Annotated in this window: 23 protein-coding genes and 1 riboswitch; of the genes, 3 read left to right on the top strand and 20 right to left on the bottom strand. The window is 41.7% G+C overall.

Going from position 1 to position 22322, the window contains the following annotated elements:
• Nucleotides 1-123 precede the first annotated feature (123 nt).
• The 6 genes from hslO to CCC71_RS06830 all read right to left on the bottom strand — a co-directional run bounded on the left by hslO (nt 124) and on the right by CCC71_RS06830 (nt 6525).
• Complete coding sequence (gene hslO / locus CCC71_RS06855; protein WP_021842100.1) at nt 124-1014, bottom strand: Hsp33 family molecular chaperone HslO; 891 nt, start codon at nt 1012-1014, stop codon at nt 124-126.
• Nucleotides 1015-1255: 241 nt separating this feature from the next.
• Complete coding sequence (gene ribH / locus CCC71_RS06850) at nt 1256-1717, bottom strand: 6,7-dimethyl-8-ribityllumazine synthase (RefSeq protein ID WP_021842099.1); 462 nt, start codon at nt 1715-1717, stop codon at nt 1256-1258.
• Between the two features lie 81 nt (nt 1718-1798).
• Nucleotides 1799-2995, bottom strand: a complete 1197-nt coding sequence (locus tag CCC71_RS06845) for a bifunctional 3,4-dihydroxy-2-butanone-4-phosphate synthase/GTP cyclohydrolase II (RefSeq protein WP_021842098.1) — start codon at nt 2993-2995, stop codon at nt 1799-1801.
• 90 nt (nt 2996-3085) lie between these two features.
• On the bottom strand, nt 3086-3787 hold the full coding sequence (locus CCC71_RS06840) for a riboflavin synthase (protein WP_156705632.1): 702 nt from the start codon (nt 3785-3787) through the stop codon (nt 3086-3088).
• Nucleotides 3768-5060, bottom strand: a complete 1293-nt coding sequence (gene ribD, locus CCC71_RS06835) for a bifunctional diaminohydroxyphosphoribosylaminopyrimidine deaminase/5-amino-6-(5-phosphoribosylamino)uracil reductase RibD (protein ID WP_021842096.1) — start codon at nt 5058-5060, stop codon at nt 3768-3770. Before ribD ends, CCC71_RS06840 begins: the two co-directional genes overlap by 20 nt.
• Before the next feature lie 182 nt (nt 5061-5242).
• Nucleotides 5243-5377, bottom strand: a riboswitch (FMN riboswitch).
• A gap of 83 nt (nt 5378-5460) precedes the next feature.
• On the bottom strand, nt 5461-6525 hold the full coding sequence (locus CCC71_RS06830) for a hypothetical protein (RefSeq protein WP_021842095.1): 1065 nt from the start codon (nt 6523-6525) through the stop codon (nt 5461-5463).
• 666 nt (nt 6526-7191) lie between these two features.
• Between CCC71_RS06830 and CCC71_RS06825 the strand changes: the two genes are divergently transcribed.
• The 3 genes from CCC71_RS06825 to CCC71_RS10880 all read left to right on the top strand — a co-directional run bounded on the left by CCC71_RS06825 (nt 7192) and on the right by CCC71_RS10880 (nt 8778).
• Nucleotides 7192-7803: an RNA polymerase sigma factor gene (locus tag CCC71_RS06825; RefSeq protein ID WP_021842094.1), complete on the top strand. Its 612-nt coding sequence runs from the start codon at nt 7192-7194 to the stop codon at nt 7801-7803.
• 95 nt (nt 7804-7898) lie between these two features.
• Nucleotides 7899-8486: a GH25 family lysozyme gene (locus tag CCC71_RS06820; RefSeq protein WP_021842093.1), complete on the top strand. Its 588-nt coding sequence runs from the start codon at nt 7899-7901 to the stop codon at nt 8484-8486.
• 223 nt (nt 8487-8709) lie between these two features.
• Nucleotides 8710-8778: a putative holin-like toxin gene (locus CCC71_RS10880; RefSeq protein WP_226974403.1), complete on the top strand. Its 69-nt coding sequence runs from the start codon at nt 8710-8712 to the stop codon at nt 8776-8778.
• Between the two features lie 217 nt (nt 8779-8995).
• Here CCC71_RS10880 and CCC71_RS06815 read toward each other — a convergent pair whose 3' ends face one another.
• The 14 genes from CCC71_RS06815 to dnaJ all read right to left on the bottom strand — a co-directional run bounded on the left by CCC71_RS06815 (nt 8996) and on the right by dnaJ (nt 22307).
• On the bottom strand, nt 8996-9784 hold the full coding sequence (locus CCC71_RS06815) for a hypothetical protein (RefSeq protein WP_021842092.1): 789 nt from the start codon (nt 9782-9784) through the stop codon (nt 8996-8998).
• Nucleotides 9785-10253: 469 nt separating this feature from the next.
• Entirely contained in the window at nt 10254-10508 is a 255-nt protein-coding gene (locus CCC71_RS06810) for a helix-turn-helix domain-containing protein (RefSeq protein ID WP_021842090.1), read from the bottom strand.
• A 324-nt stretch (nt 10509-10832) separates the two neighbouring features.
• Nucleotides 10833-11168: a hypothetical protein gene (locus tag CCC71_RS06805; RefSeq protein ID WP_021842089.1), complete on the bottom strand. Its 336-nt coding sequence runs from the start codon at nt 11166-11168 to the stop codon at nt 10833-10835.
• 127 nt (nt 11169-11295) lie between these two features.
• Complete coding sequence (gene thiE / locus CCC71_RS06800; RefSeq protein WP_021842088.1) at nt 11296-11946, bottom strand: thiamine phosphate synthase; 651 nt, start codon at nt 11944-11946, stop codon at nt 11296-11298.
• Nucleotides 11947-11950: 4 nt separating this feature from the next.
• On the bottom strand, nt 11951-12796 hold the full coding sequence (locus CCC71_RS06795; RefSeq protein WP_021842087.1) for a hydroxyethylthiazole kinase: 846 nt from the start codon (nt 12794-12796) through the stop codon (nt 11951-11953).
• A 46-nt stretch (nt 12797-12842) separates the two neighbouring features.
• The gene (gene thiD / locus CCC71_RS06790; RefSeq protein ID WP_021842086.1) at nt 12843-13637 is read right to left on the bottom strand and encodes a bifunctional hydroxymethylpyrimidine kinase/phosphomethylpyrimidine kinase; all 795 of its coding nucleotides are present in this window, start codon (nt 13635-13637) and stop codon (nt 12843-12845) included.
• A gap of 752 nt (nt 13638-14389) precedes the next feature.
• Nucleotides 14390-16282, bottom strand: a complete 1893-nt coding sequence (locus tag CCC71_RS06785; protein WP_295241357.1) for a type I glutamate--ammonia ligase — start codon at nt 16280-16282, stop codon at nt 14390-14392.
• A gap of 133 nt (nt 16283-16415) precedes the next feature.
• Nucleotides 16416-16871, bottom strand: a complete 456-nt coding sequence (locus tag CCC71_RS06780; protein ID WP_021842084.1) for a GatB/YqeY domain-containing protein — start codon at nt 16869-16871, stop codon at nt 16416-16418.
• 21 nt (nt 16872-16892) lie between these two features.
• Nucleotides 16893-17072, bottom strand: a complete 180-nt coding sequence (gene rpsU / locus CCC71_RS06775) for a 30S ribosomal protein S21 (protein ID WP_004695751.1) — start codon at nt 17070-17072, stop codon at nt 16893-16895.
• 208 nt (nt 17073-17280) lie between these two features.
• Nucleotides 17281-17628, bottom strand: a complete 348-nt coding sequence (locus tag CCC71_RS06770) for a histidine triad nucleotide-binding protein (RefSeq protein WP_296333342.1) — start codon at nt 17626-17628, stop codon at nt 17281-17283.
• Nucleotides 17629-17746: 118 nt separating this feature from the next.
• Entirely contained in the window at nt 17747-19045 is a 1299-nt protein-coding gene (mtaB, locus tag CCC71_RS06765; RefSeq protein ID WP_021842082.1) for a tRNA (N(6)-L-threonylcarbamoyladenosine(37)-C(2))-methylthiotransferase MtaB, read from the bottom strand.
• A 143-nt stretch (nt 19046-19188) separates the two neighbouring features.
• Nucleotides 19189-19896, bottom strand: coding sequence for an RsmE family RNA methyltransferase (locus tag CCC71_RS06760; RefSeq protein ID WP_295247717.1), 708 nt, complete (start codon nt 19894-19896; stop codon nt 19189-19191).
• Between the two features lie 342 nt (nt 19897-20238).
• Nucleotides 20239-21087, bottom strand: coding sequence for a 50S ribosomal protein L11 methyltransferase (locus CCC71_RS06755; RefSeq protein ID WP_021842080.1), 849 nt, complete (start codon nt 21085-21087; stop codon nt 20239-20241).
• 41 nt (nt 21088-21128) lie between these two features.
• The gene (gene dnaJ / locus CCC71_RS06750; RefSeq protein WP_021842079.1) at nt 21129-22307 is read right to left on the bottom strand and encodes a molecular chaperone DnaJ; all 1179 of its coding nucleotides are present in this window, start codon (nt 22305-22307) and stop codon (nt 21129-21131) included.
• Nucleotides 22308-22322 lie beyond the last annotated feature (15 nt).

Here is a 22322-nt window from a genome sequence, read left to right as displayed (position 1 = left end):
GCCCCGGAGATTCCATACCTTAGTTACTGCCCTAAGGCTCGTCTATTCTATTGTACCACAATCTAACTGATTGCGTTAATCATTTGTTTTTGAAGGTCAAAACATGTTTATCAAAAAATCTGATTAATGAGCTGCCCCATCGTTACGGGACGCTTCCGCAAAAATCTGTTTCAATTCATCACGGCTGAACTGATATTTTTCATTGCAATAATGACAAACAAGCTCAGTCGTTTCATCTTCTAGAAGCTCTTCCTTGTCGGCAGGTTGTAAGGTAGCCAAAATTTGTTCAAACCGTTCACGGCTGCAAGTACATTTAAAGGCGACATCTCCTTCATATACCTGTTCACACGTCAAACCGGCCAATACTTTTTCCACTAACCCTTCGCCATTAGGATGGGCTTCTAAATAATGAGAAATTGGTCCCAATTCATTAATATTAGCTTCTACTTGTGCCAATGCTTCATCAGTTGCATCCGGCAAAGCCTGTACGAGAAAACCGCCCGCAGCCTTAGTCGTTCTGTCCGTATTTACCAGAACCCCCAAGCTGATAGTGGCCGGAATCTGTTCCGATGTATATAAATAATAGGCCAAATCTTCAGCCACTTCACCGGTCTGCATAGGGCTTTGGGACGTGTAATCTTGACGAAGTTTGGTAAAACGAGTTACCTGTACTTCACCGTCATGACCGACAGCAGCGCCTACATCGAGTTTGCCTGCATATTTTAAAGGCACTTCCACATGCGGGTTATCCACATAACCGCGCACTGTGTTGTCGCTGAAAGCGTCCACATGAACAACGCCTAACGGGCCTTTACCGTTCAAGCGTAAGCTTACATTTTCTTCGTTTTTAAAATCCCCTGCCATTAAAAGGGCCCCTGTCATGGTACGGCCGAGAGCCGCCGTAGCTACAGGGCTCAAATCGTGACGCACTCTTGCTTCTTCTACAGTGTCAGTCGTTACGGCAAAGGCCATACGTACACCTTCTTTAGTCGTATAACGACGAATAAAATCCATATCTATTTTCCTTTCTGATACGTATAACTTAAAAATATACGTATAACTTAAAAATTCAACTTAAAATTAAATATAAAATTCAACATAAAATTTAATTCTAGCATTCACTTTAAAATTCGATTTAAAAACTAAACTAGAATATTAAACTCAAATATTAAACTCAAATATTAAACGTCAATAAGTAAACAGTGCCAATTATACTTCCAATAATTGGCACTGATACTCACTTACTATAAAACTCTTAGATTTGTTCCAACAAGTTAACCATTTCAATAGCGCCCATAGCACAATCGAAACCTTTGTTGCCTGCTTTAGTGCCTGCACGTTCAATAGCCTGTTCGATATTTTCAGTCGTAAGAACGCCGAACATAACAGGAACGCCTGTTTCAAGGCTGATATGAGCGATACCTTTGGACACTTCGCTGCATACATAATCATAATGAGTCGTGGATCCGCGAATTACAGCACCGACACAGATAATGGCATCGTATTTGCCACTGAGAGCTGCTTTTTTGGCAACGATTGGAATTTCAAACGCGCCCGGTACCCAAATTGTGTTAATATTTTCTTCCGCTACATCATGACGTAACAATGCATCCATAGCACCGCCGATTAATTTAGATGTAATGAATTCATTAAAACGAGAACCGATAATAGCAAAGCGTTTACCTGTGCCTAATAATTTACCTTCTGTAACCATCATAATAGCCTCCTAATAGTCTAAGGGATTTTCTAAAAATTAAAGCTTCAACTTCTTCTAAAATATAATAATTGGCTCATCTTATTATAGTAAATGACCCATTTTTTCTTTTTTTGTCTGTAAATAACCGGCATTGATGTTATTAGCTTTTACAATCACCGGAACCCGTTTATTTACTTTGATACCCCAGTGTTCCAAGCTGTTTTTCTTAATTGGATTATTGGTGATAAGATTTACACTCTTAATGCCCAAGAAACGAATAATTTGCGCTGCCAACGAGTATTCACGCATATCAGGCGGGAAACCTAATTCCACATTCGCTTCCACCGTATCGAGGCCTTTTTCCTGCAAGGCGTAGGCTTTAATCTTATTGGTTAAGCCGATACCGCGACCTTCCTGGCGCATGTACACAACAACGCCCTTACCTTCTTTTTCAATGGTGCGTAAGGCATTGTGAAGCTGTTCGCCGCAATCGCAACGTTTGGAGCCGAACACATCACCGGTGAGACATTCGGAGTGAACACGAACGAGTACATTTTCAAGGTCTTTCACATCGCCTTTAACGATAGCTAAATGTTCTTTGTGATCCAAGTAGTTTTTGAAAACGAAAATCTTGAAATCGCCGAATTCAGTCGGCAAATTAGATTCAGCTGCCAAGGTAATGATTGGTTCGTGCAATTTACGGTATTCGATAAGTTCGGCTACGGACGCAATTTTTAAATCATGTTTTTCGGCAAAAGCCAACAAATCATCGAGACGAGCCATATTGCCGTCATCTTTGGTAATTTCGCAGATTACGGATGCTTCCTTAAGGCCTGCCAAACGGCATAAATCGATAGATGCTTCCGTATGACCCTGACGAACCAACACGCCCCCTTCTTTATACTGCAATGGGAATACATGGCCCGGGCGACGGAAATCTTCCGGACGAGCTTTGCCGTCAACCAAGGCACGAATCGTCAACGCACGTTCGTATGGCGACACACCGGTAGTTGTATCCACATGGTCAACACTTACGGTAAAAGCCGTTTCGTGATTATCTGTATTTTTCGTCACCATTTGACCGATTTGAAGGGCGTCCAAATCCTCTTTTTTCATAGGCGTACAAACGATACCACGCGCTTCTTTCACCATGAAATTGATATTCTCCATAGTGGCAAATTCAGCGGCAACCATGAGATCGCCTTCGTTTTCACGCTTCTCGTCATCCACGATAATAACCGGTTTGCCAACCTTAATATCTTCTAATACTTCTTCAATGGTGTTCAATGTTTTTGCCATACTAGCATCTCCTTAAAACATGAATTGTAAATCTATAAAAATAAACTGTTATGAGTTTGTTATTGCTTGTTAATTATGTATTGCTACTTATCAGATAAAACCTTTGCTCATGAGCCAGTCTTTTGAAAAACTCTTTGACTCCTGCTTGGCCTCACCGGTTGCCCTCGAAGCATTGCCTGCTTCGGAACCCGAACTAGGTTCTTTGTCGAGCGTCATAAAATGACGGATATAGCGACCGGCTATATCGGTTTCTAAATTCACCACCGTACCAACCTTGGCATTAGCCAATACAGTATTGGCGATGGTGTGAGGAATGATAGAAATTTCAAAATACGTGCGCTCTCGTTTAGAAACAGTAAGACTCGCTCCGTCAACGGCGATAGAGCCTTTGTAAATGATGTAATCAAGTACATCCGGCGTTGTTTCAATGGTGAACACTACCGAATTATCCAACTTGCGGATTTGACGAATTCGTCCTTGCCCGTCTACGTGACCGGCTACCATATGACCACCGAAGCGCCCGTTTGACGCCATAGCTCGTTCCAAATTAACCGGCTGGCCGGATGTAAATTTAGAAAACGTCGTCATATTCACCGATTCAGGCATGACATCAGCCACGAACTGTTTGCCCGCAAAAGATGTTACGGTAAGGCAAACACCGTTAACCGCAATGGAATCCCCGATTTTCATATCTGAAAAAATCACGTCACCCGCAATGGTGAGCCGCATGGCCTGCGCATTCCGTTGAGCGCTGACCACATGACCCACTTCTTCAATGATTCCCGTGAACATAGGCACCGCTCCTTCCTGCTAAATAGGTTTCTATTCGTATATTATTAGCTAAAATTTCAACCGATTCAAAGACTAAATCAACACCGTCGGCCAACTGATCAATGCCGGTACCGCTGATGGCACCTAAAGCGGCTTGACCGCCGATTATGGTGTTACCGATATAAGTTACGATTTTGTCAAAAGCTCGTGCTTCCACAAATGAGGCAATAACCTGACTGCCCCCTTCTACAAGGACCGAAGTAAAACCAAGTTCAGCCATTTTTGTTAAAATCTGTTCAATCGGCAGTTGCCCTTTCGTCGCTCCGGATTGTTTTATCGCTGTAGCATCGCCTGTGTCAGTCGCGACAGTCGTATTAGTCGTATTAGTCGTATTAGTCGTATCGGTCGTATTAGTCACATTAGTCCTATCATCCAAGATAATCACTTGCGCCCCCACATCTTCAAGAACTTTTATACGTGAAGTTTCACACGCAGAACTTACAAAGATATATACTTTGCGATGATCCTGCTTAAATATATTGGCATCCGTTGGTGTACGGCCCATACTATCGAGAACAATTACGTCCGGCTGATGCACCGCATACTCATTGACATCCTCCGGTTGCCAACGGCAATTAAGACTCGGATTATCGCTCAATACCGTGCCGATACCGGTTAAAATCGCATCATGAAGGGCTCGAAGTTTATGCCCGTCCCTGCGTGCCGTTTCATTCGTAATCCACTGCGAATGACCGGTCCGCGTGGCAATCTTACCGTCCAGCGACATAGCCGACTTCAAGGTAACAAAGGGCTTGCCCGTTTTTATAAACGTCAGAAAACCTTCCACCAGTTTGGCACATTCCTTTTCCAAAATGCCGGTAGTCACTTCAATCCCCGCCTCGCGAATCATCTGAATACCTTTACCGGCAACCAACGGATTCGGATCGATTAAACCAACTACAACACGTTTAATGCCCGCTTCGATAACTCGTTTCGCACAAGGCGGTGTTTTGCCGTAATGCGCACAAGGTTCGAGCGTTACATAAAGTGTCGCCCCTTTGGCATTTTCACCGGCTGCCTTTAGAGCATGTACCTCGGCATGAGCCTCGCCGGCTTTTTGATGATACCCTTCGCCGATGATTTCACCGTTTTTCACAACAACGGCACCCACCATTGGATTGGGATGGGTAAATCCGGTCGCCCGCTTGGCCAACGTTAATGCCCGCAACATATACTGCTTATCTTGTTCATATTCAGCTGTCTGCGGCTTCCCCGTATATTGTTCATCTCTCATATTATGAACTCAACTCCTAACAAAAAAGGAACTATAGTATCTATAGTCCCTGAGTTATTTACGTTATATATCGTTTATTGTTTACAATTGCTGAAAGCCTTCAATTACCTCTAATTGATTCACAGCAAATCAAAAGGCAAACGCCTTGAATCCTAACAGCTTAATTAAAACGCAAACGTATAGCGTGTCTTTTCCCATCCAGACTATACTGTCGGTCTCGGAATCGCACCGAGTCAACCCATTTCAGAGTTTGCGGACTATGACCGCCGGTCAGGAATTGGAATGCTTACATTCCGCACCTTGCCTCAAAGACTATCTATATATAATTATTTAAGATGACTCTTCCGAATCTAATTAGTATCAAATCGAGCATCTTTTCTATAGTTGATTATACTATCATTTAGCTGATAGTGCAAGAGGTTTGCACTATCCGTTTTTGTCTTCTACCGGCGGCTCTATTTTTCACATTTCCTTTTTTGATTGCCAGTTCGCCAAATTGGTTAATATAACCGCTGCCGTAACTAAGTGTGAGAAAATATAGGCCCCAACGGAGCGAAGCTAAATTGACGGCTAAACTTTTCAAAACGCGTGCCACTTTTTCTTTATGAGGCTGTGAATTAAGAAACTTCGGTCCGCCTTGATGTGACTGATTATTAGTACCCGCCGGTACATCGTTCTTGGTCGCTTGTTGTGAAAACGCATTCAAAAAGGCGGCTTCAAAGGCATGAAAAGACTGATGGACCGATTCTATTTCACGGCGTATATAAGGCCGTGGAATCTTTTTCGAAACTTCAATGTAGCTTACCATGTTCTTCAAACGCTCTACTATGTCATACAAATCCATAGTTCGGCATAATAAAATTTGGAACGGCGAGGGCAATTCTTTATAACCAAAATTAACTAAAGCTACATTGATATCGCGTATGATACGCCGGCATCCCTTGAGATAAATGCGACCATACGTAAACTCCCGTCTCTCTTTAGATTTACAAGTCATTTCTTTATTGCTTAGCCTGGTAGCATCGATTAAATCATGCAGTGAAAATGGGGCTAACATGGAGTACCGATTATGAGTAAGACAGGTATAACGCTGCTCATAATGCACTAAGTGACATATTTTAGAAATAATGATATGGGCATCCTCGACATAAGCTGCGTATTCTTCTCGCTCCCAAAGCAATTCAGGATCCATGGCTTTCATATAACCATCGTTGAACATATCCACGATTTTATCCGCATGCCGCCTGGAAAAAATATTTAATTTCAAATACTCCACTAAGAGCATGTATCCTTCATTAAAAGGCTTCATTACAGACTCTATAGGCGCAGTATCGAGCAACGACTCCTGCAGCCGCTCCTCCAAAATACACAGGAAGAAATTAAGATACTGTGGAATTATAAAATCTTTACCGGCATCAATACAATACGTTCGCTCAATCGAAGTATACGTATCATTTTCCGCCATATATACAACACTCCCCTATAACGATAAATCCCCGCGGTCAATTAATTTAAATTCAGAAGATTCTTACCAACGCAATAATGCATACTCTTAGTCATAAACAAGACTAGAACCTGTCAACTGACCTCGTTTTTGTTAAAATACTTAGCCGCCTTCTTCCGAATCATCGTACCCATTTGAAATTCGCTACACTTAATACATGCGTTACTAAGCTGTTCCAATGGATTTGCTTACCCCCAACTACCGGCTCTCCATATCCGATATATTTCCCAAAAAATAGCGTACTAATATCATCATTTATTAGTCATTATGAAACTGCAATCATGAAAAAATCAGACATATTACCGACATGCTCTACTCTATACCTTGGCACGCAATAAATCAAGATTCATAAGTGGTAAACTTTTTCGAGTTTTCTCCGGATTTGCCTGAAAACCGCCGCTTTACTATACTAAGACTAGTGATTGCAATACACGTTTCAACAAATTAATCTGTAATATCAGAACGACTCTGTTTGTTACCGGCGAATAACTCAGTTCGTAACAGTAAAACAAATCAGTTCGTAACAGTATAACAAATCAGTTTGTAACAGCAGGCTGAAAAACTTAAAAATGAAACATCCTCGAGGAATTCTTTAATTTAAACGTATAAGGAAAAGAGGTTTTTACTATGACTCCTAATGTAGCATGGAGCGATAATCAATTAATGGCAACTATTAACGCAGCGCAGCAAAATAATGAGGCCGCTCTCAAAGCATTATGTCACAAATACGAGGGTCTTATTCACAAGTACGCTCATGTAAGCGCCGTGCAATGCGAAGCCAATGATATAGAAAGCTTACTGTGGGAAGTGTTCATTAGGGCTGTCAAAGAATACGACATTAACGGCGACGTCCCCTTCTCCGGTTTTGTCAAAAGTCGGATTAAATACGGTCAATACAATGCGTTTAGAAAACTTAGAAAACAATGGCAGCGGGAAACATTTATTATGGATCAGGCTACTGACGGTGACAATAAAACCATGACGTTTGAGGATATCTTAGCTCCTTCCGACAGTGCCGAAACAACGGCTTTAGCTAATGCAAATAAAAAAGCCGTAGCACGAGCCTTCAAGCGACTCATGCCACAGCAACAAAAACTACTCTATGCTTATTATATTGAGAACATTCCCCTGGCTCAACTGGCCAAACAACACGGCATCAGCCGCCAGGCCATGCAGCAACATAAACATCGAGCGTTAGCTGCATTGACCGTATTTTTTAACGATGAACTGAATCAATAACTATGAATAGCAATAAATACCCATGAATAGCAATGAATAACAAGAAATAACAATAATAGTTATAAGTACGTCAGTGAGGAGTTGCAAAAGATACTATGAAAATGAATCAGTTAAATAAACACTACGGAGTTGATGTAAGCGAACATAATGGCATTGTAAATTGGCAAGAGGTACGTGATGCAGGCATCGAATTTGCCATCATACGCCTTGGCTATGGTCGCGGGCATTTGGATAGTCAATTTTATCACAATGTAAACGGTGCCTTGAATGCGGGCATAAGCATTGGCGTATACTATTATTCCTATGCGCAAAACTGCAATGATGCCATCGAAGAAGCTGCTTTTGCTACCCATATCTTAAATGACTGCGGTCTCGTCCCGGCAAGACTGACTATGGGCCTTTGGTATGATGCGGAAGAAGCCCCCTACTGGGACACACAACAAATCACCAATCGTTGCAGTGCCTTCATCAATACAGCCTGGCAAGCCGGCTACGCCTATGCCGGGGTGTACGCCAATTTTGATTGGTGGACCCATCACATCGACGGTACCCAGCTCATGTGCCCTAAATGGTGCGCCCAGTATAATAGCAGCTGCGATCTACCATCGGCTCACATGTGGCAATATACCGATTCACTGAGGATTGGTGAAAAGATGTTTGACGGGGATGTGTTTTGGTCGTAAAGTAACTTTATTGAAGTTATAAAGACTTATTCAAAGAATAATATACTTTTATAGTAGAACCGGCAGTGTAAGAACATTGCCGGTTTTTATTTTCCATATTCTTTCAACTTTCCTCAAGAACATATTTTCGAAATAATCTTTAATTATGAACAACAAAGGAGTATACTAATAATCAAGAGCCGTTGTAGTGTGACTAGGTCATCTCCTTTAAGGAGGTGAGATCATGAGTGTATTCGAAGCGTTATCCCTGATGATAGCTTTTGCTACTCTAGTGGTCTTGATTCTTAAATGAAAAATGACCTAAATCGCTAAAAGTAACGACTAGGCCATTTCTCATTTTACTAGTTTTACTGGAGATGAGCCTAGCGTTGCTACACACTATGACGGCTCGTCTTATATATATCTTAACGCATTAACATATAAGCGTCAAGTAAAGCAACTACTGACTAAGCTAAGGGAATTAACTTACTCTTTCTTGCCCTATCTCAACATTAGTGTTAAGAAATTATTTACCAAATATAATGTATCAATATATAGAGCCCAATCTTGATGCAAACGATTAATAGCATCATAAAGTTGATAACAATACCGACAACGGATTTTAACACATAGAACTTACCGCCCGGTTGATCCCAGATATCGGATACGTTGCCGCAATTGTAACATTCCGTAATCTTCTTTTCGTCATAAAAACCGGCAATGTCCTTTTTCAGATACACTAATTGCAGCATTGTAAAACAACTTACAACATAGAACTCCAGTGCATAAATAATCGGCTTAACTATGGTCGGTGGCAAGTCACGGTAACCGGTTTCATAATAAATTACCGTACCATAGCATAAAATCATCAGTCCTAAAAAGAACCAACGCATTTTGATAAGTGTATCCCAATATGTCTGCATGGAGTCTCTTATTACTGTTAAAATGCCAAGCCATAAGAGCGCAACTATTAAGATCGGCAGTGAATAGTAAGGCGGCGTATATAAAAAGGAACCTAAAATCGGTATACTGCCCAAACAAAATAAAATATTTACGAAAAATCGAGCTTTTTGAGTTTCCCCACGATTACTAACCAGCATCCAAACCGTGTTCAAAACCCACGCTCCGATGACAACAATAAAAGCGTCAAACAGGGGCATCCCTACGCCAACTACTTTATGGAATATAGCAGCTATCGGTAGCAACAATACAAAGAAAAACGACAGAAACATAAATATTTTAGACTCGGACCGGTCAATAAACCGCTCTTTTAATGGCTTATTGTCATTTAGGAAAAATAAATACTTAATACGTTCCATACTTTCTACCCCCTACGTTACCTTACTCAAAAGAATTAGTGTATCAATACTGTTACGGATTTTGAGGATTCACGTCGCAGTGCCATGGGCTACTTTTGAGCATATAAAATCACCCCTACATCCGGTTACATGGTTAATATAACATAGTACCCGGACATAGGGGTGGCCCAATAAAAAACAGGTCAAATCTTTCACTAATGTTGACCTGTCTAAAATTTCTTATTTATGTTTTAAAATATCATCCAGCTTAGTAATCAACTTTTGCTTCTTACGCTGTGAAGCCTTTTCAAAATCAATAACATCTGCCATAAGTAACCTACTTTCCATACGTTGTTAACGGGTTATGCGAAATAACAAGTTATTACAAGCTATTTCAAGCCAAAAATGTGCAAAATTACTTAACCATAACAGGCAAACTCGCAATAATACGGTCTTAGCTTAGTCAATATGTTACCGCAAAATAGTACTGTTAGAACAATACCTTTTTATCTGCTTCGGTTATAGTCAGAAAATATGTTACGTCTACGTCCAGCCCTTCAGCAATGTCCAGTAACATAGCAATCGATACATTCTGATTATAGGCACCGCGTTCCACTTTATTTAAAGTGCTGGGACTAATGCCTATTTTTTCGGCCAGTTCGCGTTGCGTCAAGCCACGCAGGGTACGGTAATATGTAACTTTGGCGCCAATACACTTAAATAAACTGTTCTTTTGTTCGTCCATATTATCAAACTCCTCATTCATATCTTACTACACAGTATGACATAAATGAGCCCATCATGTAGCACATAAATAAAACCCTTATTAATATGATATATGCCACATAGCGTCTTAATAATCAACAAATTTTACATATTAAAAAATGTGTAAAATTAATGAAAATCATGTTAATAATAGGATTATTTTTATCAAATTAAAATGTATTTTGACAACGAAAAAAGTGGCGACATCAATCGCCACTCTCCTATAAAGACCTCGCATAGCGAATTCTATAATTATACAGAAATAAACCTGATTGCCTTCCCTTCGCCGGTAAACGCCTATATATTAAGCCTCTTCCTTACGATGTTTGCACTTACCCGCTGTTTCACCATGCATAATGCGACGGAAGATTTCATGGGCTTCTTCGTCGGATTTACCTTCTTCTACGGCACGGTTAGCATGGGATAAGGCTTGACGGAATTTTTTATGAGCATCATCATTAGGAACTTTGTCCAAATCTTTTTTAGGATCAAAATCCATGATGAGCTTAAATAAAGCATGTATTTCTTCACTGGACATCCCCTGTTCTTTTGCCAATTCCATGTGACGCATCGCACGTTCATAACGAGCTTTACCATGTGGATCTGTTGGAATTTCACGAGTAGCGTGTTTACATTTCATAATTAATCTCCTTTCAAGAGATAACGTATTTCAAAGTAAAAAAGGTATAATTGCCTTACAAGACAATTATACCTTTTTTATCGAATTTCTTAAATATAATAAACAATGAAATTTTTTCATGTTTATTCTACAGTTTTAATTTTCGCACAGCTTCCGTTACATCCGCAGCTTGCGTAATCGCCGATATAACCGATACTCCGTCGGCGCCGCTTTTAACAATATCCGCCGCGTTATCGACCGTAATACCGCCAATGGCAACAATCGGCAAGCTTCCTGCCACCTTGCGAAGTTCTTCTACACCGTCAAGGCCAATAGGCGCTTTTGCGTCGTCTTTTGATTGGGTACCGTAAATAGGTCCGATTCCGATATAATCAGCTAAATCAACACGGGAAGCCGCATATTCTTCCGGTGAGTGAATGGATAAACCAATAATTTTATGTGGAAAACGACGGCGCACGTCTTCAATCGGATCATCGTCTTGACCGATATGAACGCCATCCACGTCTAATGCTTCTGCCAAGTCCATATCGTCATTCATGATAAATGGCACCTTATATTCTTTGCATAAGGCTTGCGCCTGTTTGGCAAAATCCAATTTAGCTTCACCGGTTAAAGAGCCATGACCTTTTTCACGGAATTGAAACATAGTAATGCCGGCCTTTAAAGCGGTCTCAATACAAGTGAGTGCAGCTGTAAGCGGATTGTTTGCGGACTTAAAATCTTGTGTACCGCAAATAAAGTATACCTTTAACTCTTCGGCTTTAAAACTATTTTTCATCAGTTTACGCCTCCACGTCCGAATCCTGAATCCGATATAAAGCATTCAAGAATTCAATTTGAAAACTACCTGGTTCAACCTTGTTATATAGGTGTTGACATTCTGTCTCCGCCATTTCACCGGCTATGGAATAGGCTTTGAGCCCCCATAAGGCAGAATTAAAGATTTCATCGTCTTGTAGTTGTGTAGAACCGATAAAGGCGCCTAAAAATCCGCCCAATAAGCAGCCTGTGCCGACAATGAGCGGCATCATGGATGAGCCGTGTTCAAATTCTACCGTCCTATTGCCGTTCGAAATACCGTCAACCGGCCCCGTGGCAATGCTTGTGACGCCAAATAACTTAGCGCATTGTTCAGCTAACTTACCCGGATTAGCTACGCCTTCACTGTCGACGCCTTTAGTTGCTACCGTTTGCGCTTCCAAACCGTCACCCGTTGCCGGATTATCAGTTTTTAATTTACTAAACTTTTCACTAACCAAGGCGGCAATCTCACCGGCATTACCGCGCAATAAAATAATTGTATGCTGTTCCAATAAGTCCATAGCAATCTGCTTCCGAAATGCACCGGCGCTGCAGGCTACCGGATCCAGCACAACCGGCACATTTAGCTTATTGGCCAATGCTACAGCTTTTTTGTAAAAAGCCGCTAACTCCGGATTTACGGTCCCAATATTTACCAATAATGCCTTGGCGTATGGCAATAAGTCTTCCAAATCCTCGATGCAGGAACTCATGGCCGGTGACGCACCAACCGCCAACAAACCGTTGGCGGTAAAGTTTTTTACCACATCGTTGGTTAAACAAATTACGAGGGGATTTTGCTCCCGTAATAATTTTATATATGACATAACTCTTCATTCCTATTTATTATTCAATCTTAAAATCAGCTTCATCTCACACGATGACCATGTGATTTACCGGGCCGTGACCTTTGCCGAGTCCCGGATTTTCTTTGATGGCTTTACTGATAAAATCCTTGCCGATGCCAACGGCCTCTACCAAAGATTTACCTTTAGCAAGTTCCGCCGTGATGACAGCGGAGAACGTGCAACCCGTGCCATGGGTGTTTGGCGTATCATAGCGTGGACTTTCAAAGGTAACGAGTTTTTCACCTTTAATATACAGATAATCCTTCGCTGTTTCGCCGAAATGGCCGCCTTTGATAATAACGGCTTTAGGGCCCATTTCATTTAAAACAAACTGAGCTGCTTTTTTAACATCAGACTCGCTTTCAATGGCAAAACCTACCAAATATTCTGTTTCCGACAAATTAGGCGTCACCAATGTGGCTACCGGCATTAATTCCGCTTTAAATTGGTCTCGTGCCTGCGCATCGATGAGATGATCGCCGCTGGTCGCCACCATAACCGGATCCATTACATATGGCACAGAGCCGTCCACATATTTACGAATGATGCGCATCATATCTACATTCGGAATCATGCCCGTTTTTAAAGCCAATGGCGGAATATCTTCAAATACACAAGCCAATTGTGCCTCAAGCATCTCCAAATCCACATTTTGAATGAGGCGAACGCCCTTTGTATTCTGCGCCACCACACTCGTTACAGCCGCCATGCCATAGACCTGACGGGCCTGAAACGACTTTAAATCCGCCATAATACCGGCACCACCGGACGGATCCGTGCCGGCAATCGTTAAAGCTGTTGGAAAGCTATTTTTATTCATGTTGTCCTCCAATTACGTGAGCCCGGAACTCTCCTTAATCCCGAGCCAAATACGAATACGGTACAACCCAATACTTACTACTATTTTACGTTATTCAGAAAAATAATTCAAAACAATTTATCTCCGACCCCATATTGCTTTTACTAATGCTTATCATGCTACTTCACCGCAACCTTTATTTGCCCAACGCCTCTCCCTCAGCCTCGATATTCTTTCTGACCGGCGCCTTGTTCGCAAGAACTTAGGGCGCATCGCAAGAAAATATTTTAGAATGTTGCGACTTTCACTGAAGTTGATGCACTATTATTAAGGAAAACAATACAGGTCCTCCCCCTCAGCCCCGATATTCTTTCTGACCGGCGCCTTGTTCTTTTGAATCCGTAAAGCGCTATCGATATTGCTCTGTTGCGCTTTTAATAAGGTTAAAAGCACTATGAACAATGAAACAAAACAGGTCCTCCCCCTCAGTCCCCATATACTTTCTGACCGGCGCCTTGTTCGCAAGAACTTAGGGCGTGTTGCAAGGAGATATTTTAGAAAGTTGCGACTTTCACTGAAGGTGATGCACTATTATTAAGGAAAACAATACAGGTCCTCAAAGCAGCGACTTTGTTCGTAAGAACTCGGAACTGCGAGAGGACCTGTATTGCTTTCCTATATATTGTTGATTCTCATAGAAAGTCGCAACAAACGACTAACATACTTCTTGCTAACGCCCTAAGGGATACGAACCCAGCGCCGGCAAAAGAATATTATAATACATTACGTGTATATTCCGCATATTTTGCTTCTAAATCAAGCATTTTTTCATTCATTTCCATCTGCAATTTAGAAGCTGTATCATAGTCACCTTCAGCGATAGCGTGACCGATGCGAGTGAATAAAGATGTATTGGAACCGGTGTCTTTCGCTAAATAGTAACGCATTTCGTTAATAGCTTCCCAACGGGAAATATCCAAACCGTCATCATCATGGATTGGTTTCATAGCGCGGATAGTGTTGATGTTGGCCGGAATCAAACGATTGATTAATTCCAATTTCCAACGGTTCAAGATACCGGCAATGAAAGATTCCATAAGGTCTTTGGCAAAAGCACCGCCGTTAACCAAAGCTTCCACTTTTGCAGGATTGTTTTTGAAGCCTAAGATGTTTTCCCAAACAGTAGCCGGTGGCATGCCGTAGCGACTGTTACGTTCTTCTTCGGTGTAATCTTCAAATACATTCTTTTCAGAACGATAGGCACGACCTGTTTCTAAGTAATCTGCCGGATCTTCCGGATTCTTGGACAATTCAGCCAATAATTCATCCGGAGTTTTACCGGAGGTAATTACATAGCGCAAACCGTCAAGCACAGCGGAGTAAATCAACGCAATAGCTGTATAGGTGTTGGTGTAAGGGTTTGGCGAACGAAGTTCGAAACGAGTGGCCATAGGGTTCCCGATATCGCGAATCAAACCGCAGAGAATAGTACGGTTACGGCTTGGTTCGTCCGGCTGATTACCTAAAGATGTAACGATACAAATCGGTGCTTCGAAGCCCGGTTTTAAACGATTTAAGGAGTCGGTTGTGGAAGAGATAAATGGGTTAATAACTTCATAGTTTTTAAGAAGGCCCATAATAGCGCCGATACCGAGTGGGCTCAAGAAGGCTTTTTTCATATCTTCAGGGGAGAACAAGTTAACCATTTTGCCGTTTTTCATTTTAGCCATCAAGCCGAAATGAGTATGTTCCCCGGAACCGGCTACGCCGATAATAGGTTTTGCCTGGAAGGTTACGTCAAGGCCGTTTTCACGGAATACTTCACGCACGATGATACGCGCTTGTAATTCGTTATCGGCAGTCTGTAATGGATTGCCGGTGTATTTCCAGTCGATTTCAAGCTGTTCCAAAACATGATCCATATGGCCTTCATCGTCGATTTTACCTTTAACGCCGCCTACTTCTTTATGCCCCATTTCAGCGTTTAAGCCATACGCATCAAGCATTTCAACGGCCTGTTCCATAGCGGTACGAACGGTGCCGTGAGTACGCTGCCAATATTGTTCCTGTAATTTTTGAGAGGTGGATAATTCTTTGGTGCTAACTACTTTGGATGGTGTTTTTACCCAGAATTCCAATTCTGTAGCGGTTGTGAAAACTAAGTCCGCAATGTCATCCACATTCACATGTTCCATGCCTTTAACTTTGTTGTTTTTCAAAAGAGCCATCACTTCAGCTTTAACAAAGTCCAAGGTTTCTTTCAAAATAGAACGGGAATCTACATAACGTTCATTGTGCATCAAGAAAGCCGGAATACGAAGGGTACCGGTTGGTAAACCTGTAGCCGGGTCGATGTTTTCATAGTTGTAATCGATGAACCAGTTAACGCTTGGATCGCCCCAAATATCTACGCGGGCGTTATTCAAGGTAGCAATACCGGTCAACACAACGGAGGAACCGTCAGTCTGTACGGCACGGCCTTCAAAGAATGATTCATAATCATCGAAGAACATAGCGATAGGAATTTTTTCATCCGTATCATTACCGGCTAAATCTACGCCTACCAAGGACACGAATTTAATTTCCGGATGCTGTTCCAATAGGGCAAGCACCCCTTCTTTACCATACTGACCTGCGGGGATGTAATACAACAATTCGTTTACCATAAGAATTCCTCCTTCTAAAAACGCAAAAAGACCCCTCGACACTGTCATACAACAATGTTCAAGGGGTCTTCATTGACCTAATATTATCTTTAAGGGTATATTAACATACTCACTTTAGTATGTCAACAAAAGGTTAACCGTTAACCTTTGCAATTTCTTCTCGTACAATCGTATTAACTAATTTGCCATCCGCTTTACCTTTGGTTTCAGGCATTACCTTCCCCATTACGTCACCCATTTTCACAGGTGCCGTTAAGCTGCTGATAGCATTGACTACGATAGTTCGAATCTCGCTTTCACTCAGTTGAGCCGGCAAATATTTCTTCAATATTTCCATTTCTTCTTTAGTCTGGGCCACGAGATCGTCACGCTGACCTTTTTCAAACTCAGCCAGTGAATCTTGACGCATTTTCATTTCTTTGGCCAAAATTCCCAGTATATCTGTATCGCTAAGCTCACGCTTTTCGTTAATTTCTGTATTTTTAATTGCACCGTTAACCATGCGGATTACCGATAAGGCCACTTTACCCGCTTCGCGAGCTTTCATAGCTTCTTTCATGTCCGCCTTTAACTGTTCTTTTAAGGACATACCGTGCCTCCAAGATAAATCTTACGCTCTGAATTTGCGCTTACGTGCAGCCTCAGATTTTTTCTTTCTTTTTACGCTTGGTTTTTCGTAGTGTTCGCGTTTTCTTACTTCAGATAAAACACCCGCTTTTTGGCAGGAGCGTTTAAAACGGCGAAGAGCACTTTCAAGCGTTTCGTTTTTACCGACTTTAATTTCAGACATCTATATCCCTCCCTCCAATTATTCGATGGAAGTGCAGGTATTTACTATACGCACATAAAGATATTATAATGTTTGACACTATGTTTGTCAATATTTGAACATCATTATGCACTGTATTTATGCAACTTTTTTACAATAAATCGGTATAAAAAATCATGATATGTAAGTCTGAAATTCATATACCGGTTACAAGTTTGATTGTTATTCGTTAAATTTCAGGCCAACCTAATTCCTGACCACCTAAAATGTGAGCATGCAAGTGGAATACGGACTGCCCTGCTTTAGCTCCGGTATTGAATACAACACGATAGCCATCGGCAGAAAGACCCGCTTCTTTAGCTACTTCTTTGATGAATAGCAAAATACCTTCCACATAAGCTGCTTTTTCATCAGTCAAATGAGCGATGTTGGCTACGTGATTTTTAGGAATCACAAGAATATGTACCTTGGTTACCGGGTTAATATCGTGAAAAGCTAAAAATTTATCGTTTTCCAATACTTTGTTGCAAGGAATTTCACCTTTGATAATTTTACAAAAAATACATTCGTCGCTCATGCGTCATCGCTCCTTTTATAGAACACGGATTGAAATTTGATAACTGCCTACACTAAAACTTCGCCGGTTCAATCATAATTATGACCATCAATAATCATAGTATACATGCTAAAATCGATTATTCAATAATCAAGGTTTCACCGTCAAAAGCAGTAACCGTACCGCCTATGATTGTCCCTACGTCGTGTGCAGTTGTCCCTTTCTTTATTTTACCGTGAATATATTCATTCGTAAAGCCCAGATAATAACCGTCCTCTTCACGTTCGATGAGGATTTCGGCCGGTTTACCAATCATTTGTTCCGCAAAGTTTTGTAAACCTTTTTGTCCAAGACTATTCAAAAGAGCCACTCGCGTCTTTTTAACAGCTTCAGGAACTTGATCTTCCATGGCAGCAGCCGGCGTACCTTCACGCTTCGAATACGGGAATGCATGAATATGGGTGAAGCCTATTTCTTCCACGGTTTTCATCGTTTCTTCGAAGTCTTCGTCCGTTTCACCCGGGAAGCCCGCAATTATATCGGTCGTAATGGCAAGGCCCGGAATACGACTGCGTAAACGGGCAATTAAATCTTTAAATTCCTGAAGATTATAATGACGGTTCATGAGTTTTAAAATATGATCGGAACCGGCTTGGAGCGGCAAATGCAAATGCGTGCAGAAGCGCGGTTCGTTTGCCATTAAGTCAACCAACTCTTCCGATACTTCCACCGATTCAATGGATCCCAAACGAATACGTTCTAAGCCCGGAATCTCCAGCAAAGCCTTCACAACGCCGGCTAAATTAGGCTTTTCAGGTAATTCGATGCCGTAATTGCCGAGATGAATCCCAGTCAACACAATTTCATGGTAACCATGTTCTACCAATCGTTTAGCTTCTTTTACAATATCTTCCACGCGGCGGGATTTCAATTTACCGCGGGTGTACGGAATGATACAAAAAGTACAGTAGTTGTTACAGCCTTCCTGGATTTTCATAAAAGCACGCGCCTTGTCGATTTCATTACCGTAAAGCGGCATTTCTTCAAAGGTGGCCTGTTCCATGATGTTACGCACGATACTGATTTGTTTTTCTGTAGATTCGAGCTGTTCTACCAACTCTACTACGCGATGACGGTTATTCGTACCGATAACGAGATTAACACCGTCAATGGCGGCAATGGCTTCCGGTGCAAGCTGTGCATAGCAGCCGGTAACAATAATATACGCATCTTCATTGGTACGCTTGGCTTTCCGAATCAACTGGCGGGATTTTCGTTCCCCCATGTTCGTAACGGAACAAGTATTAATAACGTAAATATCCGCTTTTTCATCAAAATCTACCGGCGTATAGCCACCTTGTATAAATAAACCACGCATGGCATCCGTGTCATACTGATTAACACGGCAGCCTAAGGTAGTGAATGCTACTGTTTTCATATCTTTTTGCTCATTCTCCTATCTATTATGCTAAAAAAGTCCATACTAAGAACATCTCTAGTAAAAATTAAAATATATTAGTCCATACTTTGAACATATTTAGTTCTAATTCAGAGCATATTCAGTTCCAATTTAGAATCTGTTTAGTCCATATTTAGTGCATATTGCAACATACTTACAGCGCCTACAGCAGCCGTTTCGGCACGCAAAATAGTCTGTCCTAACGTTACCACACGGGCATCGGCTGCTTCAAATTGCGTCAGTTCATCGTTGCTCAAACCGCCTTCCGGCCCGATAAAAATAACAACACGCTGAATCACATCTTCCGATTCCGCTTGTTCCAAAGCTGCTTTTAAGGTCAAACTATGCTCATTTTCATAAGCTACCAACAAAAGACTGCCATTAGCTTGTTCTCTCGCTAAAACATCGGCTAAGGTAATATCAGCCGTGAATTCCGGTAATTTAGAACGACCGCATTGTTGGGCCGCCTCTTTCATGATTTTCTCCCAGCGTTGAACTTTTTGAGGTAGTTTGTCCATTTTATATTGTACTACACAATTTTTCATGGGCACAGCATACACGGAATGAACATTGAGTTCGGTTGTTTTTTGCAAAACCCATTCCAATTTATCAGCTTTCAAAAAGCCCTGTACCAATACCACTTCAACTTCGCTGACACTTTCGTCCTGAATATCGCCTACCAGCTTAGCGGAAGCTTCTCCGTCTACGACGTCCTGTATTTGGTACACACCGGTTCGACCGTCACTGCCGCCAACCAAAACCGGCTTTTCCATCTTATGTCGGAACACGGTTAAGAGATGGTGAGTTGTATCTTTCGGTATCGTTATCATTGTATCTAAAGGAGCATCGATAAATATCTTTTTCATTATCTGAGCCTTTCGTGAGTAATCTATGACAGGTTAAATACGTTAAATTATCGGAATCAACCTTATTATCATATATCAAGGAACTCGACAATTCAACTCTTATTTCTAAATAATTCTATGTATTATTATATCATAAAAAGAGTAATCCCTCGGCGAATTCATAGCCTAACCATGAATTACCGAGAAATTACTCTTAATGCGTTTTGATGCTTAATTGTATTCTTATAATTTTATAGTATTCATTACGAAGAAAGATAATGAGATTGCATACGATACTTTACACAAAAACGTCATTGCGTCATTACTTTATTGTCTTAGTGCCAAAGTATGCCATGACCCTTTGACAACTTCTTCCACTATCTGCCAATGTTCTTTGATATACGGCATGATTTCATTGTAACGGTCATCGATGATACCGCTGATAATTAAAATGCCGTCAGAGGCTAATTTGGTGCTTATAGTAGGCAATAGAATCTTTAAAGGATCTACCGTAAGGTTGGCCATGATTAAATCCGCTTTACCGTCAAAATCCTTAGCTAAATCTCCACAGATTATCTTGGCCGCTACCTTATTCGTTTCACAATTAAGCTTAGCCTGTTCAGCCGCATTTTCATCAATATCAATACCAATCAGATTAGGAATTCCCAAGGTATGAGCAACGAGGAGTAAAATCCCCGTGCCGGTACCGATATCAAGACAGGTCTGTTTACTTTGACCGTATTTAGCCATTAATTCGGCACAAGCTTTAGTTGTTTCATGAGCACCGGTACCAAAAGATAAATCAGAATCAATGGTCAGCACTGTCTCATTGCCTTTTGGTGTATATTCTTTCCACGCCGGACGGATTACTACATTCGGTAAAATTTCAGTCGGCTCAATATACTGTTGCCAATTGTTATACCAATCCGTATCGGTTACTTCTTTGGCATACAGGTGCTTGTAAGTGAATTGAGCCGTTTTTAGAGCCCCTGCAATTAATTCTTCCCACTCTTTAGGCGTTTTCTCAGCATCACCATACAAGGTAAGTTGCACCCAAGCAGGTTCATTCGGAATATCTTCTTCTATAAAGCCGTTGCTGCTATATGTATCAAAAAGAGTAGTCACCTCTTCAATGACTACTCTTTCGATGGCAACGGATATTTCTATCCATTTCATTATATACCTCCGGTCCCGAACAAGAAGTTCAGGCGAGCTTTTCAATCACCACATAAGGCATCTTTGAATTTATCACCGATTTTTTCCAAAATGCTCTTGCTCTCTTTTAACACGGTTACATCTTCTTTGCCTTCTTTGGCAAATTGTACCAAGAGTTCACGTTGTTTCTGGTTTAACTTCTTAGGTGTTACAACCGTTACGCGAACATGTTGGTCACCGCGCTGGCTCGGGTTACGTAAGTACGGAATCCCCTTGCCTTTCAAACGGAAGATTGTGCCGGTCTGGGTTCCTTCAGGAATTTTAAGTTCAACTTTGCCGTCCAAGGTGTTGACCATAATAGTCGCACCGATTGCAGCTTGAGCAAACGAAATCTTAGCTTCGCTTACTACTTCGTTGCCTTGACGTTCGAACTCACGACTTGGTCTTACGTAAATGTATACGTACAAGTCACCTTTAGGACCGCCTTTAATGCCAGGTTCGCCTTCATTGGCTACGCGCAAACGGGAGCCGCTGTCAACGCCGGCCGGAATTTTGATTTCAATCTTCTTACGGCCCACGGTTTCACCACTGCCGTGACATACCTTACAAGGTTTTTCAATCTTTTTACCGGAACCGTGACAAACGGAGCATGTACGAGCGGAACGCATCTGACCGAATGGTGTATTTTGTACCACTGTTTCCTGACCGCTGCCGTGACAACGCGGACAAGTTTCTACCTTACTGCCCGGTTCACCGCCGGTGCCGTGACAGTGATTACATTCTTCATGACGCTGTACATCAATGGTCATTTTACGACCGAAAGCGGCATCCTCAAAACTGATTTCCACATCATGACGAAGATCGTCACCTTTTTGCGGACCGTTATTTTGTTGACCGCCACCGCCGAAGAACATGTCAAAAATATCTCCAAAGCCGCCGGCCTGGCCGCCAAACCCACCAAAACCGCCTTGACCGCCAAAGCCGCCGAAACCACCGGCCCCGGCGCCGCCACCTTGGGTGAAGGCGTCGTGACCGTACTGGTCATATTGGGCACGTTTGGTTTCATCAGACAATACTTCATAGGCTTCGTTAGCTTCTTTAAACTTTTCTTCCGCCTCTTTCGGATTGTCGCGGTTTACGTCAGGATGGTATTGGCGCGCTTTTTTTCTAAACGCTTTTTTTATTTCGTCTTGAGAGGCGTTTTTGTCGACCCCTAAGACGTCATAATAATCCTTCGCCATCAGTTACTTACCGTC

Origin of the sequence: Veillonella sp. LMAG:90, assembly GCF_008679445.1 — a bacterium.
Lineage (GTDB): Bacteria > Bacillota > Negativicutes > Veillonellales > Veillonellaceae > Veillonella_A.
This window is presented reverse-complemented; position numbering and strand designations above follow the sequence as displayed.

Bases quoted from the DNA above. Each gene is read 5' to 3' on its own strand.
- hslO (WP_021842100.1), bottom strand. From the start codon at position 1,014: ATGGATTTTATTCGTCGTTATACGACTAAAGAAGGTGTACGTATGGCC.
- ribH (WP_021842099.1), bottom strand. From the start codon at position 1,717: ATGATGGTTACAGAAGGTAAATTATTAGGCACAGGTAAACGCTTTGCT.
- CCC71_RS06845 (WP_021842098.1), bottom strand. From the start codon at position 2,995: ATGGCAAAAACATTGAACACCATTGAAGAAGTATTAGAAGATATTAAG.
- CCC71_RS06840 (WP_156705632.1), bottom strand. From the start codon at position 3,787: ATGTTCACGGGAATCATTGAAGAAGTGGGTCATGTGGTCAGCGCTCAA.
- ribD (WP_021842096.1), bottom strand. From the start codon at position 5,060: ATGAGAGATGAACAATATACGGGGAAGCCGCAGACAGCTGAATATGAA.
- CCC71_RS06830 (WP_021842095.1), bottom strand. From the start codon at position 6,525: ATGGCGGAAAATGATACGTATACTTCGATTGAGCGAACGTATTGTATT.
- CCC71_RS06825 (WP_021842094.1), top strand. From the start codon at position 7,192: ATGACTCCTAATGTAGCATGGAGCGATAATCAATTAATGGCAACTATT.
- CCC71_RS06820 (WP_021842093.1), top strand. From the start codon at position 7,899: ATGAAAATGAATCAGTTAAATAAACACTACGGAGTTGATGTAAGCGAA.
- CCC71_RS06815 (WP_021842092.1), bottom strand. From the start codon at position 9,784: ATGGAACGTATTAAGTATTTATTTTTCCTAAATGACAATAAGCCATTA.
- CCC71_RS06810 (WP_021842090.1), bottom strand. From the start codon at position 10,508: ATGGACGAACAAAAGAACAGTTTATTTAAGTGTATTGGCGCCAAAGTT.
- CCC71_RS06805 (WP_021842089.1), bottom strand. From the start codon at position 11,168: ATGAAATGTAAACACGCTACTCGTGAAATTCCAACAGATCCACATGGT.
- thiE (WP_021842088.1), bottom strand. From the start codon at position 11,946: ATGAAAAATAGTTTTAAAGCCGAAGAGTTAAAGGTATACTTTATTTGC.
- CCC71_RS06795 (WP_021842087.1), bottom strand. From the start codon at position 12,796: ATGTCATATATAAAATTATTACGGGAGCAAAATCCCCTCGTAATTTGT.
- thiD (WP_021842086.1), bottom strand. From the start codon at position 13,637: ATGAATAAAAATAGCTTTCCAACAGCTTTAACGATTGCCGGCACGGAT.
- CCC71_RS06785 (WP_295241357.1), bottom strand. From the start codon at position 16,282: ATGGTAAACGAATTGTTGTATTACATCCCCGCAGGTCAGTATGGTAAA.
- CCC71_RS06780 (WP_021842084.1), bottom strand. From the start codon at position 16,871: ATGTCCTTAAAAGAACAGTTAAAGGCGGACATGAAAGAAGCTATGAAA.
- rpsU (WP_004695751.1), bottom strand. From the start codon at position 17,072: ATGTCTGAAATTAAAGTCGGTAAAAACGAAACGCTTGAAAGTGCTCTT.
- CCC71_RS06770 (WP_296333342.1), bottom strand. From the start codon at position 17,628: ATGAGCGACGAATGTATTTTTTGTAAAATTATCAAAGGTGAAATTCCT.
- mtaB (WP_021842082.1), bottom strand. From the start codon at position 19,045: ATGAAAACAGTAGCATTCACTACCTTAGGCTGCCGTGTTAATCAGTAT.
- CCC71_RS06760 (WP_295247717.1), bottom strand. From the start codon at position 19,896: ATGATAACGATACCGAAAGATACAACTCACCATCTCTTAACCGTGTTC.
- CCC71_RS06755 (WP_021842080.1), bottom strand. From the start codon at position 21,087: ATGAAATGGATAGAAATATCCGTTGCCATCGAAAGAGTAGTCATTGAA.
- dnaJ (WP_021842079.1), bottom strand. From the start codon at position 22,307: ATGGCGAAGGATTATTATGACGTCTTAGGGGTCGACAAAAACGCCTCT.